Genomic DNA, 13,356 nt, shown 5'->3' on the forward strand with positions numbered 1-13,356 from the left:
CACACCTGTGGATGTGCTGTTCGTTACATGTGGATATTGATTTCGCCGCCGGCCAGCCAGCAGCGCTGAAAGACACCGCATCCGTGTGCGGGCTCGCACGATCGGGCCGTCGTCAGCCGGATCGGGCGCGGCGGCGGGATCGGTCCGTCGCGGTCGATCCGCGCGGTGACACGGGGGTACCCGGGACCGCGATTCGGCCGAGCGCGGCTCGCCCTCTCCCCGCCGGCGGGGAGAGGGGACAGGCGGACGTCGCGCTACTTCTTGGGCTCGGGTGCTGCGGCCGGGGCGGCGTCGGTGCGCTCGATCTTGGCGCCCTCGCGCAGCTTCAGGATCAGGTCCTGCTGCGCCTTGCGGGTGATGTACTGGTCGACCTGATCCTTCATCTCGGCGAAGGTCGGCACCGGCTTCACGCGCTTCTCCTCGACCTTGATCACGTGCCAGCCGAACTGGGTCTTGATCGGGTCGGAGACTTCGCCGGCCTTCATCTTGAACGCGGCCTCGGCGAAGGGGGCGACCATGCGCTCCTTCGTGAACCAGCCGAGATCGCCGCCCTCGGTCTTGGAACCGGGGTCCTTCGAGGCCTCGCCGGCCACCTTGGCGAACTCCTCGCCGCCCTTGATCCGCGCGGCGATCGCCTTGGCCTCGGCCTCGTTGTCCACCAGGATATGGCGGGCGTGGACCTCCTCCTCGGGCTTCATCGCCTTCACGGTCTGCTCGTAGAGGGCTTTGGCGGCCTCCGGGGTGGCGGCCTTCTTGGCCTCGCGCTCCAGGTATTCGTCGAGCAGGAGCTTGTCCTTGAAGTAGGCGAGCTTGCGCTGGAAGTCGGCGGTCTCGCCGATCTTGGCCGCGTTCGCCGCCTGGGCGCCGACCTTCAGGTCGACCATGTAGTCCACGAGCAGGTTCTTCTTCTGGTCCTCGTCGACGCCGGGCAGCGACAGGGCCGGGTCGTCGCTGGCCACGGCGAGGTCGCCGGCGGTGATGGGCGCGCCGTTGACCTTGGCGACCACGGTCTCGGGCGCCACCGGCGCCGCCGCGGGGGCGGGCGTGGCGGCCGGGGGCGTCTGGGCACCGGCGGGCAGGGCCGCGCCGAGCGCGAGGGCGCTCGCGAGCCAGAGACGGGAGGGCTTGATCATGGGGGATGCGTCCTTGGAAGCGCCGCCGCGGGCCGGCTCTCGTGGCCGGATGGGGCGCGGAAGGCGTGGCGGTTTGCGGCGTGACGGCCGCGGCGTTTCACGCCGACACACGTGGCGCGGGCCGGGCCCGATGGCAAGCCCGAGGGGACCGCCGCACCTCCGCCCGATCGCACGGAAAGCGTCGAATACGAACGGTTGCATCCACTCGGCCTTAAGGCCCCCGCCGTAGGATGGCGCCGTCTCAGCCTCGACCCGGAGGACAATCGGATGCGCCACGCCGTCGTGATCGGTGCCCTCGCCCTGGCGTTCGCCTCCGTCCAGGAGGCCGAGGCCCGCGGCGGGCGCGGCGGCGGTGGCCGCGGGGGTGGCGGCATCGTCTACGCGACCCCGGCCCGGGCCCACGACGCCTCCGCTAGGCGCACGGCGACGGCCGGCATGCCGGTGGAGCCGCAGGCGGCCTTCCTGCGGCCGATCCTGCCGGTGCGCGCCCCCGTCCAGGCGATCCAGCCGGCCTCGACGGGGGTGGTGGCGGCGAACTGCGCCAGCGGCCGCCTCGTCGGCCAGGGCGCCGGGTTCTGTCAGATCAACTGACCGATCGAACGCCGCCCCTGCGATCGGGCGCCTGCGCGGAACCAAGCGTCCGCCGGGCGCCTGCGCGGAACCAAGCGTCCGCCGGGCGCCTTTGGCATGGCCCGTCCTCTTCTGCCCGTGATCGGGCCGCGGGGGCGTCAACCCTTGTCTGATGCGCAGGCCGATAATTACCTCTATAAGCCCGGCCCAACAGACCGTTCAGACACTTTCGATCGACCGCAGGTTCACGATGCTCGGCGCCCTCGCTAAGAAGATTTTCGGCTCGTCCAACGACAGGCGCGTCAAGGGCTATCGTCCCCGTGTGGCCGAGATCAACGCCCTCGAGCCGCAGATCGCGGCCCTGTCGGACGATCAGCTGCGCGCCCGCACCGAGATGCTGAAGGCCGAGATCGCCGCGGGCAAGAGCCTCGACGACATCCTCGTGCCCGCCTTCGCCACCGTGCGCGAGGGCGCCAAGCGCGTGCTCGGCCAGCGGCACTTCGACGTGCAGATGATCGGCGGCATGGTGCTGCACGAGAGCGGCATCGCCGAGATGAAGACCGGCGAGGGCAAGACCCTGGTCGCCACGCTGCCGGTCTACCTCAACGCCCTCTCGGGACTCGGCGTCCACGTCGTCACCGTCAACGACTACCTCGCCTCGCGCGACGCCGAGTGGATGGGCCGGGTCTACCGGTTCCTCGGCCTCACCGTCGGCACCATCGTGCACGGCCTCGACGACGAGCAGCGCAAGGCGGCCTACGCTTGCGACATCACCTACGGCACCAACAACGAGTTCGGCTTCGACTACCTGCGCGACAACATGAAGTACGAGCTGAGCCAGCTCGCGCAGCGCGGCCACAACTTCGCGATCGTCGACGAGGTCGATTCGATCCTGATCGACGAGGCGCGCACCCCGCTCATCATCTCCGGCCCCGTCGACGACCGCTCCGACCTCTACGTCTCGGTGGACGCGCTGATGCCCCACCTCGAGCGCGAGCACTACGACCTCGACGAGAAGCAGCGCACGGTCTCGCTCACCGAGAGCGGCAACGAGTTCATCGAGGAACTGCTGCGCGGCGCCGACCTCCTCAAGGAGGGCGACCTCTACGACGCGCACAACGTCACCCTGGTCCACCACGTCAACCAGGCTCTGCGCGCCCACACCCTGTTCACCCTCGACAAGGACTACATCGTCAAGAACGACGAGGTGGTGATCATCGACGAGTTCACGGGCCGCATGATGCAGGGCCGGCGCTACTCGGAAGGGCTGCACCAGGCCCTGGAGGCCAAGGAGCGGGTCACCATCCAGCCCGAGAACCAGACGCTCGCCTCGATCACCTTCCAGAACTACTTCCGCCTCTACTCCAAGCTCGCGGGCATGACCGGCACCGCCTCGACGGAAGCGGACGAGTTCGCCGAGATCTACAAGCTCGAGGTCGTCGACATCCCGACCAACAAGGAGGTCGAGCGCGTCGACGAGGACGACGAGGTCTACCGGACGGTGGACGAGAAATACGCCGGCATCATCGCCGAGATCGAGAAGGCGCACGCCCGCCATCAGCCGATCCTGGTGGGCACCGGCTCCATCGAGAAGTCGGAGCACCTGGCCGACCTCCTGCGCAAGGCCGGCTTCAAGGCCCTGGACTATTCGGACCTGAACGCGCTGACCGACGTCTACAAGGCCGCCCGCGAGGGCAAGGTCACCAAGACCTTCGCGGTGCTCAACGCCCGCTTCCACGAGCAGGAGGCCTACATTGTGGCCGAGGCCGGCGTGCCGGGCGCCATCACCATCGCCACCAACATGGCCGGGCGCGGCACCGACATCAAACTCGGCGGCAACCTCGAGATGCGCATCGGCAAGGAGCTCGCCGACGTGCCGGAGGGGCCCGAGCGCGAGGCCCGCATCGCCGCGATCAAGGCCGAGATCGAGGCGTACCGCGCCAAGGTGCTGGCCTCGGGCGAGCCGGCCGATCCGGAGGCCGGCCGCAAGAAGGCGTTGCCCGGCGGGCTCTACATCATCGGCACAGAGCGCCACGAGTCGCGCCGCATCGACAACCAGCTGCGCGGGCGTTCCGGCCGCCAGGGCGATCCGGGCCGCTCGAAGTTCTACCTCTCGCTCCAGGACGACCTGATGCGGATCTTCGGGTCCGACCGCATGGACGGGATGCTGACGCGCCTGGGGCTCGAGCCCGGCGAGGCGATCATCCATCCCTGGATCAACAAGGCCATCGAGAAGGCGCAGCAGAAGGTCGAGGCGCGCAACTTCGACATGCGCAAGAACGTGCTCAAGTACGACAACGTCATGAACGACCAGCGCAAGGTCGTGTTCGAGCAGCGCCGCGATTTCATGGGCCAGGAGAGCGTGCGCGACACCGTCGACGAGATGCGTCACGGCGTCATCGACGACCTCGTGAGCGTCCACATCCCCGAGAACGCCTACGCCGAGCAGTGGGACGTGGAGGGGCTGCGCGAGCGGGTCACCACCGTCCTCAACCTCGACGTGCCGGTGGAGGACTGGGCCAAGGAAGAGGGCATCGCCGACGAGGAGATGCGCGAGCGCCTGCGCACCGCCGCCGACGACGCCTATGCCGGCCGCGTCGAGAAGAACACGCCCGAGCTGATGACCTACGTCGAGAAGCAGGTGCTGCTCCAGACCCTCGACCACCTCTGGCGCGAGCATCTCGTCACCCTCGACCACCTGCGCCAGGTGGTGGGTTGGCGCGGTGTCGCCCAGCGCGATCCGCTCAACGAGTACAAATCGGAGGCGTTCGAGCTGTTCAACGGCCTCGTCGCCTCCCTGCGCGAGCAGGTGACCCAACAGCTCTCGCGCATCGAGATCATGTACGAGCAGCAGGATCAGGCCCCCGATCCCTTCGCCTCGCCGGCCCTGCCGCCGATGTTCGCCCAGCACCTCGATCCCGTCACCGGCGAGAACGAGATGGATTATGCCGGTGCCGCCCGCGCCACCATGGTGGCCGGCGCCGAGGCCGGCGACACCGCGGTGCTGGAGCGCAACCCGGACGACACGGAGACCTGGGGCCGCGTCGGGCGCAACGAGCCCTGCCCGTGCGGGTCGGGCAAGAAGTACAAGCACTGCCACGGCCGTTTTTCAGTCTGACGTCGTTCGGGCGCGCGGTCGACGGAGGGGTCCGGCATCGAGCCGGACCTGGGCGTGAGGAATGACGCCGGGTTCTCGTCGTTTACGGCGTCAACAGCCGCCAGCGTCGTGCTGCCGCTCGCGGCTCCGCCCCGGGTAGTCGTCGTAGGCGATCGCAAAGGCATGCCGCGCGCGGCGGACACCGTCCGCGATCCGGCAACGGGGTGCGCGGAGGACTCGGGGTAAGGCGGTCTCCGCCTCAGGCGGCGGTGCCCTCGGCCAGGGTTCGGATCGCACGGATGATGGCGGAGGCCCGGTAGGGCTTGGTGAAGAACATGCTGCCTTCGATCAGGCGCGGCGGCGTCGTCGTGAAGCCTGTGGCGTAGATCACCGGAAGACCGGGCCGCAGGCGGCGAGCCGCCTCGGCGAGCTGCCATCCGTCCATCGCCCCCGGCAGCCGGATGTCCGTGAACAGCAGGTCGACGGCCAAACCCTCGCGCAGGAGGGTGATGGCGTTCTCCGCATTGGCCGCACTGGTGACGGTGAAGCCCGCATCCTCGAGATCCGCCGTGATCACTTCCAAGAGCAGCGATTCGTCCTCGACCATCAGCACCCGGTGTGTGGATGTCTCGCTCATCGATGAAGACCTCAGGCAAACTTCGGCATGGAGAAGGCGGACGGGCCGGACCGCTCGGACGCGGCGGGGAGCAGACGCGGTTCGGGTAGCCGCGAGGGATCGTGACGCGGCAGGTAGAGACGTACCACGGTGCCGCTGCCGATGCGGCTTTCGATCTCGGCATGCCCATCGGACTGCTTCACGAAGCCGAACACCTGGCTGAGGCCGAGACCGGTGCCCTGGCCCACCGCCTTCGTCGTGAAGAACGGCTCGAAGGCCCGCTCGGCCACCTCCCGCGACATGCCAGAGCCGGTATCCACCACCTCGATGCAGACGTAGTCGCGCGGCTGGAGCCCGGCGTGACCGGCCGCCGTGGCCGCCGGCAGGTTGCGGGTGCGGATCGTGAGCACGCCGCCCGGCTGCATCGCGTCCCGGGCGTTGACGGCGAGGTTGAGGAGGACGCTCTCCAGCTGGTTGGTGTCGGCGTTCACGGCCCAGAGGTCCTCGGCCAGTTCCAGCCGCGGCTGGGCGATGGCGTGGAGGGCGCCGCGGACGAGTTCCGAGAGATCGCCGATCAGGCGGTTGGCGTCGATCACGGTCGGGTGGAGCGGCTGGCGGCGGGCGAAGGCGAGCATCTTCTGCACCAGGTTCGCCGCACGCTCGGCCCCCGTCATCGCATCGGCGATGGCGTGGTCGGCCTTCGCGTCCCGGGGGACGACCTGGGCGATACGGTCGAGGTTGGCGATGACGATGCCGAGGAGGTTGTTGAAGTCGTGGGCGACGCCGCCGGTCAATTCGCCGATCGCCTCCATCTTCTGGGTCTGGCGCAGCATCTCCTCGGCCCGGTCGCGCTCGGCATTGGCCTGGCGCAGGGCCGCCAGGGCCGCGTCACGCTCGGCGATGCGGGCCCGCAGATCGGCGTTGGCCTGCCGCAGCGTCTCGGGCGAGGGCAGCGCCAGGGCCTTGGGCAGGAGCGGCCACAGCGCCGCCGCGGTACCGACGGAGACGACCGCCGTCGCCGCCTTCACCAGCGCCTCGGCACCGTAGTCGGGCACCCACAGGGTCCAGATCGCGAAGAAATGCGTGGTGCCGCACGCCAGGATGAAGAGCGCGAAGGCCCAGAACATCCAGCCGAAGGCGATGTCGCGCCGTTGCGTCACGAACACCCCGAGCGCCACGGGGATCGAGAAGTACGCCAGCCCGATCACGAGGTCTGAGACGACATGCGTCCAGATCAGTTCGGGACGCCACAGCAGGCAGATCCCATGCGGAGCGAGGGTGCTCCGATCGAAGAAGGTCCCGAGAAAATCCAACATGGCGAGTCTCGGTCTCGGATCAGGTTAGCTTGGCGACCTGTTCAGCGTTTGGCGAAGGAAAGACGGATGCGGTTGGCATACCTCATCCTCAAATGCTCCCACAAACATGCTGACATCAATTCACATCATATGACAAGTTGCGCCCAAAGCAACTTTCGGTAATCTTCGACCGCTCCGACACATCCCAGAGACGCGGTCGGAACCCTCCCGCCGATCGACGATGAAGACGATAGTCCACGCGAACGGCGGGACGGCATAGTCGTCACGGGAGAATTCGCCGTCATCGCGGAACCGTGATGTGCGGATCGGGCCGGCAAAACCTGTGGAAGAAGGCCGGCGGCGCCCGCCCTCCCCGTTCAGGGCCGTGGCGCCCTCAGCGGCACTCCTCGCGGGTCCGCTTCATCGCGTCGCCGAAACCCGCCAGAGCGTATTCGTCGCTGGTCGGGTTGCCCTTCATCGACGTCGCCTTGACGACGACCTTGGGCGTCCGGGACATTTCGGCCACGACCCGCGCCTCCTCGGCGGGGTTCTGCAGCCAGGCGTTCCCGTCCTTGACCACGAGGCCGTAGCGGACGGCACCGAGGGCCAGGGCGGGATCGCCGGAGGCGGAGATCGCCGGTGCCGCGGCTGCGGCCGGCTTGGCCTGGCTGGCGGCGGGCTTGGCGGGGAAGCCGAGCATGACGGCGACCTCGTTCTGGATGTTCTCGCCCTTGCGCACCGTGACGAAGAGATAGGCGGAATCGCGCTTGAGGGTCTTGGGCGTGCGCGTCTGCGGCTGGGCGATGGCGTAGCACACGCGGGTCTTGCCCTGGCCGGAGGCGAACACGTTCCAGTCCCCGAAGATGGCGACGGGGGTGGCCTGCTGCATGCCCGGCGCCGTCCGTGTCGCCTCGCGGGAGGCCTCGCGGCCGCGGCGGCCGCGCTTGCGCGAGGGTGGCGCCTCGGTCTCCTCGACGGCGGCGGGAGCCTGCTGCTGGGCGAGGGCCGGTCCGGGACCGACCGGGCCGGCGATCGGCACCGACAGGAGGACGAGGGCCGAGGTTCCGAGGACGAGACTGCGGGCGACGACACGCGACATGGGCTTCTTGGGTCCTGTGGGCCTCGAGGCGGTCGCCGTGGCCGCTCCCGCCGCATCGCCCGGCCGGAGGCCCCGTTTTAACCGTCACGCCTTTTTCGGCAAGCATCGGCCGGCGCGGCGCAGGACATCACCCCCGTCGGCCGCGGGCGTCCCCGGTCAGCGGACGTGATGGTCGACAGGGCCCGAGGCGGCCGGGATCGCGGCGAGATGGGCGAGGTCCGCGGCCTCGACCGGGCCTTCGCCATCGGGCGTTTCGTCCGCCAGCACGATGCGGACCGGGGCCGGGGCCGGGGCCGGGCGAACCAGGGCACGGGGCTCGGGGTCGTTGTAGGGCGTGTTGTAGCACTTCACGATCGAGGCCCAGAACGCCTGCCGCTCGGCCTCGTCGAGGCGCGCAAGGGCCGCGTCGATGTACGTTCTGGCCTGCGCCGCCAGGGCGGGCACGTCGTCCGGCCGAGTCCAACTTTCGACGGGCATCAAGCGATCTCCGAAACGCTGGCGGTGATCTAACGGGGCAAATCTGGCTGGGCCGTGAACGGCCACGCTTACAACCCGTGAGACCACAAACAAGTTTCACGCCGATTGCGCGGGAACGTCGGGATCGGTTGTGTGGGCCTCTTCCCCGCCGGCGGGCCGGAACGGGGCCGCGCCCTTGCCGTCAGACCCCGTAGTAATCCCGGTACCATCGCACGAAGCGCTCGACGCCGACCTCGATCGGGGTCGACGGGCGAAAGCCCACGGCCTCGGTCAGGGCGTCGATGTCGGCATAGGTCGCGGGAACGTCGCCCGCCTGCATCGGCAGCAGCTGGCGGACCGCCTTGCGGCCCAGGCACGTCTCCAGCACCTCGATCAGCCGCAGCAGCGCCACCGGCCGGTTGTTGCCGATGTTGTAGATGCGATAGGGCGCGCTGCTGCTGGCGGGGTCGGGAGCCATGCCGGTCCAGGCCGCATTCCCGGACGGGACGGCCTCGCCCACCCGCAGCACGCCTTCCGCGACGTCGTCGATGTAGGTGAAGTCACGCTGCATCGCGCCGTTGTTGAACACGGTGATCGGCTCGCCCGCCAGGATGGCCTTGGTGAAGATGAACAGCGCCATGTCCGGCCGATACCAAGGGCCGTAGACGGTGAAGAACCGCAGGCCCGTCGTGGGCAGGCCGTAGAGGTGGCTGTAGGAATGGGCGAAGAGCTCGTTGGCCTTCTTGGTGGCGGCGTACAGGCTGACGGGATGGTCGACGTTGTCGTGCACCGAGAACGGCATCTTGGTGAGCTTGCCGTAGACCGAGCTCGACGAGGCGTAGACGAGGTGTTCGCAGCCGTGATGCCGGCACCCTTCGAGGATGTTGAGGAAGCCGTCGACGTTGCTGTGGGCGTAGGCGCGCGGGTTCTTCAGCGAGTATCGCACCCCCGCCTGGGCGGCCAGGTGGACGACCAGCCGGAAACGATGCTCGGAAAACAGCGCATCGACCGCCGCGTGGTCGGCGATGTCCATCCGGACGAACCGGAAATTCGGGTCGGCCGCGAGCCGTGCCAGCCGCGCTTCCTTGAGGGAGACGTCGTAGTAATCGTTGAGGTTGTCGATACCGACGACCGGCCGCCCCGCGGCCAGGTACCGTTCGGCGACGTGGAGCCCGATGAAGCCGGCAACGCCCGTGACCAGCACCGTGTCCATCGCTCGACTCCTATCGCGACGTGAGCGGGATCCGCAAAAGAGCGGCCCGCGGTTCTGCGGTCGCAGCCCGCGGCACCCGAGTGACCGCGGTAGCGCGGGTCCGTCGACCGCGCTTGCGCATCACGCCGCAGGCGCGTCCAGCGCCGCGAGCCAGCGCGTGGCCTGGGCACGCACGTTGTCGGGGGCGGTGCCGCCGTGGCTGGTCCGGCTCGCCACCGAATTCTCGACCCCCAGAACCGCATAGACGGCCTCGCCGATGCGCGGCTCCGCCTCCTGCAGGTCCGCGAGCGACAACGCCTCCAGGCCGACGCCCCTGGCCGCGGCGACGCCGACGAGGCGCCCGGTGACGTGGTGCGCCTCCCGGAACGGCAGCCCGAGCTCGCGCACCAGCCAGTCGGCCAGATCCGTGGCGGTGGCGTAGCCGGAGCCGGCGGCGCGGGCGAGCACCTCCGCGTTGGGCTCGAGGTCGCGCACCATGCCGGTCATGGCGGCCAGACACAGGGACAGGGCCTGGAGCGCGTCGAAGGTGCCCTCCTTGTCCTCCTGCATGTCCTTCGAATAGGCGAGCGGCAGGCCCTTCATCACGATGAGCAGGCCGGTGAGCGCGCCGATCACCCGCCCGGACTTGGCCCGCACCAGTTCGGCCGCGTCCGGATTGCGCTTCTGCGGCATGATCGACGAGCCGGTGGTGTAGCCGTCCGACAGGCGCACGAAGTCGAACTGGGCCGAGGTCCACACCACCAGTTCCTCGGCGAAGCGCGAGAGGTGGACGGCGCAGATGGCGGCGGCCGAGAGCGACTCCAGAGCGAAGTCCCGGTCGGCCACCGAATCGAGGGAGTTCGCGGTCGGCCGGTCGAAGCCGAGCGCGGCGGCCGTGGCGTGGCGGTCGATCGGGAACGACGTGCCGGCCAGTGCGGCGGCACCCAGCGGGCATTCGTTGAGCCGGCGGCGCGCGTCCTGGAACCGGCCGCGGTCGCGCGCCAGCATCTCGACATAGGCCAGGCAATGGTGGCCGAAGGTGACGGGCTGGGCCGATTGCAGGTGGGTGAAGCCCGGCATCACCGTGGCGGCATGCGCCAGCGCCTTTTGCGCGAGCGCCTTCTGCAGACCGGCGGCCTGGGCGTCGAGGCCCTCGAGGGTGTCGCGCACCCACAGCTTCATGTCGGTGGCGACCTGGTCGTTGCGCGAGCGGGCGGTGTGCAGGCGCCCGGCGGCCGGGCCGACGATCTCGGTCAGGCGGCTCTCGACCGCCATGTGGATGTCCTCGAGCTCCCGGCGGAACGCGAAGCGGCCCTCCTCGATTTCCGCGGCCACGGCCTTGAGCCCGGCCTCGATCGCGGTCACATCGTCGGCCGGCAGGATGCCGGCTTGCCCCAGCATTGCCACATGCGCCAGCGAGCCGCGGATGTCCTGGGGTGCGAGGCGCTTGTCGAATCCGATGGAGGCGTTGATCTCCTCCATGATCTCGGCCGGTCCGCTCGCGAACCGCCCGCCCCACATCCGGTTGCTCATGTCGTCATCGATCCTTCCATCTGCCGCGGGCACGCAACGATGATGCCTCGCACCACAGCGGCGTTCGCCGCCGGCATCGGGCTCGTCGCGGCGCTCGCCGCCGGCCTCGCCCTATACGGGACCGGGACGACGGGCGGCAACACCGGCGCCTGCGCGGGCGCCGCCAAGACCGCCGCGCGCCTCGCGCCGCTGGCGCGGGGCGAAGTCGCCGCCCTCCAGGTGCTGGAGACGCCGCGCCCGGCGCCGGCCTTCCCGTTCAAGGGCCCGGAGGGCAGGGACGTCACCCTGGCGGGAATGGGCGGGCGCACGCTCCTGGTCAACCTGTGGGCGACGTGGTGCGCCCCCTGCAAGGCGGAGATGCCGGCCCTCGACCGCCTGCAGGCGGCCTTCGACGCGAAGGACTTCCACGTCGTCGCCATCAACCTCGACACGCGCAACCTCGAAACGCCACCGCTCTGGCTGAAGGAGAACGGCATCCGGGCCCTGGCCTATTACGCCGACCCGACGGGGCGCGTGCTGCCCGTGCTCCAGAAGGAGACGGGCACGCTGGGCCTGCCGACCACGATCCTGGTGGATGCGGGCGGCTGCACGCTCGGCATCATGAAGGGCCCGGCCGACTGGGCGAGCGAGGATGCCAAGCGCCTCATCGCGGCGGCGATCGGGCGGCCGTGACCGCGGCGTCGCGTTCAGTTCCTGCCGGCGGGTGACGCAACGTTGTGGGCGGCGGGCTTCGGCTCCGCCTTGCCATCGCCCTTGGCGGGTTTGGCCACCGTCGCCGGATTCGGTGCCGGCTTGACGGCGGCGGCGGCCGTCCGCACGGGCTTGGCGGGCGTCACCGGCGCGGCGGCGACCACGGCGGGAATGGTGGCCGCATCGGTAGCCGGCGTCGCCGGCGCGGTGGGGCCGGACTTCAGCAGCCCGCCCAGCAGCTTCTGGTAGGCGCTCGGGTCGCCATCGGCATCGGCCACCATCACCCGGGCCGGCTTGACCGGCTCCGGCGCCTTGGCCGGCTCGGGCGCGGCCATGCGGGTGGCGCCCTTGCGATCGGCCCCCGCCTTGTCGGCGACGGACTTGTCGGCGACGGATTTGGCGGTGAGGGCCGCGGCGGCGGCCTTGGTCGGGATCGCCGGTTCGGCGGCGGCGACCATCACCGGACGGCCCTTGGCGTCGACCTCGATCTCGCGGCCGGCGGCGGCCAGGGCATCGGGCCGGCTCACCTCGCCGAGATGGCGGCGGGCGAAGTCCTTGGCGTCGTAGGGGAGTTCGGGCTCCTCGGACTTGCCGAGGCTGGCGAAGGCGGTGGTCGTGGCCGGCGCCCGGAACACCGGGTTCTGGCCGCCGTCCTCGTAGACCACCCGCGTCGCCGGGGTGCCCTTGGCGATCAGCTCGGCCACGGCCTGGTTGTCGCGCTCGCGCTTCTCGGCGACCAGGGTCTCGACCTTGGGCGTGCAGGAGCCCGCCGCCACGTCGGCACCGCCGAAGACGTAGCGCGAGCCGCACACCGCCACCCGCGGCTCCTCGCCCAGGGCCTCGAAATAGTCCGAGCCCTCCTTGAGGTTCTTCCAGAACGGGGTGTTGGGGTCGTTGCGGTACTTGGCGACGTTCTGGGCCGTCATCCGGAACGGATAGGACTGGAACTGGAACGCGCGCTGGCCGCCGGCGAAGGAGTCGCGCGCGAGGGCGTAGAGCTCGCCCATCGACTCGTCGGTCATGGCAAAGCAGCCCGCCGACGAGCAGGTGCCGTGGACCATGATGTAGTTGCCGGTGCGGCCCTGCGCCCGGTCGTAGGCGTTCGGATAGCCGGTGTCGAAGGAGAGGTAGTACGAGGAATTCGGGTTCATCTGCCCCGGGGTCACCGTGTAGAAGCCCTCCGGCGCCTGACGGTCGCCCTGCTTGGTCTTGGGGCCGAGCTGGCCCGACCAGCGGCAGATCGGGAAGGTCTTCAGGAGCGCGTAGCGGCCGCGGCCGTCGCGTTTCCAGACCTCCATCTCCGCTTCCTTCTTGAAGGCGCGGATCAGGATCGGGTCGTTCTGGCTCATGCCCTTCTGCGCCATCAGCGCGAGGGTCTTCGGCGGCACCGGGGCGAGGTGACGCGTCGAGGCGACACCGCCGAGCCCGCCGTCCTGGCAGGCGCCCAGCGAGATCGTCAGAGCTGTGATGCATGCCGCCGCGAAGGGACGAAAAGCCATGGGGAACCCCGTCTTGCCGTCGTGCGCGGGATGTCACCCTCGCGCCCAATACTCCCCAAACCCATAGCGTCGTTAAACTTACCCGTTCTTTACCGCAAGGCGAGCGACATGGCCGCAGGCCCCGCGACCGCGCCGGGGTGTGAATTCCGGGATTGTCGGGGGGAGATACTGGATCG

11 protein-coding genes are annotated in these 13,356 nt (G+C 69.7%); 3 read left to right on the forward strand and 8 right to left on the reverse strand.

The features are described from left to right. Positions 1-254 precede the first annotated feature (254 nt). Positions 255-1,133, reverse strand: a complete 879-nt coding sequence (locus tag ASG40_RS14450) for a peptidylprolyl isomerase (RefSeq protein WP_055887022.1) — start codon at positions 1,131-1,133, stop codon at positions 255-257. 267 nt (positions 1,134-1,400) lie between these two features. On the opposite strand from ASG40_RS14450, the gene ASG40_RS14455 reads away from it, so the two are divergent. Next, positions 1,401-1,724, forward strand: a complete 324-nt coding sequence (locus ASG40_RS14455) for a hypothetical protein (protein WP_055887025.1) — start codon at positions 1,401-1,403, stop codon at positions 1,722-1,724. Between the two features lie 229 nt (positions 1,725-1,953). Then, positions 1,954-4,821: a preprotein translocase subunit SecA gene (gene secA, locus ASG40_RS14460; protein WP_055887028.1), complete on the forward strand. Its 2,868-nt coding sequence runs from the start codon at positions 1,954-1,956 to the stop codon at positions 4,819-4,821. Positions 4,822-5,059: 238 nt separating this feature from the next. Here secA and ASG40_RS14465 read toward each other — a convergent pair whose 3' ends face one another. From ASG40_RS14465 to argH, 6 genes are all read right to left on the reverse strand, one after another. Beyond that, positions 5,060-5,437, reverse strand: coding sequence for a response regulator (locus ASG40_RS14465; protein WP_055887031.1), 378 nt, complete (start codon positions 5,435-5,437; stop codon positions 5,060-5,062). An 11-nt stretch (positions 5,438-5,448) separates the two neighbouring features. Continuing rightward, on the reverse strand, positions 5,449-6,732 hold the full coding sequence (locus tag ASG40_RS14470) for a sensor histidine kinase (protein ID WP_055887034.1): 1,284 nt from the start codon (positions 6,730-6,732) through the stop codon (positions 5,449-5,451). A gap of 373 nt (positions 6,733-7,105) precedes the next feature. Continuing rightward, entirely contained in the window at positions 7,106-7,810 is a 705-nt protein-coding gene (locus ASG40_RS14475; RefSeq protein WP_055887037.1) for a hypothetical protein, read from the reverse strand. A gap of 156 nt (positions 7,811-7,966) precedes the next feature. Next, entirely contained in the window at positions 7,967-8,287 is a 321-nt protein-coding gene (locus ASG40_RS14480; protein WP_055887040.1) for a hypothetical protein, read from the reverse strand. Between the two features lie 181 nt (positions 8,288-8,468). Beyond that, entirely contained in the window at positions 8,469-9,479 is a 1,011-nt protein-coding gene (locus ASG40_RS14485) for an NAD-dependent epimerase (RefSeq protein ID WP_055887043.1), read from the reverse strand. A 120-nt stretch (positions 9,480-9,599) separates the two neighbouring features. Beyond that, entirely contained in the window at positions 9,600-10,991 is a 1,392-nt protein-coding gene (gene argH / locus ASG40_RS14490) for an argininosuccinate lyase (RefSeq protein ID WP_055887047.1), read from the reverse strand. A 42-nt stretch (positions 10,992-11,033) separates the two neighbouring features. Between argH and tlpA the strand changes: the two genes are divergently transcribed. Further along, positions 11,034-11,663: a thiol:disulfide interchange protein TlpA gene (tlpA, locus tag ASG40_RS14495; protein WP_055887439.1), complete on the forward strand. Its 630-nt coding sequence runs from the start codon at positions 11,034-11,036 to the stop codon at positions 11,661-11,663. Positions 11,664-11,677: 14 nt separating this feature from the next. Here the strand turns inward: tlpA and ASG40_RS14500 are convergent, their stop codons facing one another. Next, positions 11,678-13,180: a L,D-transpeptidase family protein gene (locus ASG40_RS14500; RefSeq protein WP_055887051.1), complete on the reverse strand. Its 1,503-nt coding sequence runs from the start codon at positions 13,178-13,180 to the stop codon at positions 11,678-11,680. Between the last annotated feature and the right edge of the window lie 176 nt (positions 13,181-13,356).

Origin of the sequence: Methylobacterium sp. Leaf399, from assembly GCF_001424525.1 — a bacterium.
Lineage (GTDB): Bacteria > Pseudomonadota > Alphaproteobacteria > Rhizobiales > Beijerinckiaceae > Methylobacterium.

Excerpts from the sequence above, each read along its gene's own strand:
- ASG40_RS14450 (WP_055887022.1), bottom strand. The coding sequence starts at position 1,133 with ATGATCAAGCCCTCCCGTCTCTGGCTCGCGAGCGCCCTCGCGCTCGGC.
- ASG40_RS14455 (WP_055887025.1), top strand. The coding sequence starts at position 1,401 with ATGCGCCACGCCGTCGTGATCGGTGCCCTCGCCCTGGCGTTCGCCTCC.
- secA (WP_055887028.1), top strand. The coding sequence starts at position 1,954 with ATGCTCGGCGCCCTCGCTAAGAAGATTTTCGGCTCGTCCAACGACAGG.
- ASG40_RS14465 (WP_055887031.1), bottom strand. The coding sequence starts at position 5,437 with ATGAGCGAGACATCCACACACCGGGTGCTGATGGTCGAGGACGAATCG.
- ASG40_RS14470 (WP_055887034.1), bottom strand. The coding sequence starts at position 6,732 with ATGTTGGATTTTCTCGGGACCTTCTTCGATCGGAGCACCCTCGCTCCG.
- ASG40_RS14475 (WP_055887037.1), bottom strand. The coding sequence starts at position 7,810 with ATGTCGCGTGTCGTCGCCCGCAGTCTCGTCCTCGGAACCTCGGCCCTC.
- ASG40_RS14480 (WP_055887040.1), bottom strand. The coding sequence starts at position 8,287 with ATGCCCGTCGAAAGTTGGACTCGGCCGGACGACGTGCCCGCCCTGGCG.
- ASG40_RS14485 (WP_055887043.1), bottom strand. The coding sequence starts at position 9,479 with ATGGACACGGTGCTGGTCACGGGCGTTGCCGGCTTCATCGGGCTCCAC.
- argH (WP_055887047.1), bottom strand. The coding sequence starts at position 10,991 with ATGAGCAACCGGATGTGGGGCGGGCGGTTCGCGAGCGGACCGGCCGAG.
- tlpA (WP_055887439.1), top strand. The coding sequence starts at position 11,034 with ATGCCTCGCACCACAGCGGCGTTCGCCGCCGGCATCGGGCTCGTCGCG.
- ASG40_RS14500 (WP_055887051.1), bottom strand. The coding sequence starts at position 13,180 with ATGGCTTTTCGTCCCTTCGCGGCGGCATGCATCACAGCTCTGACGATC.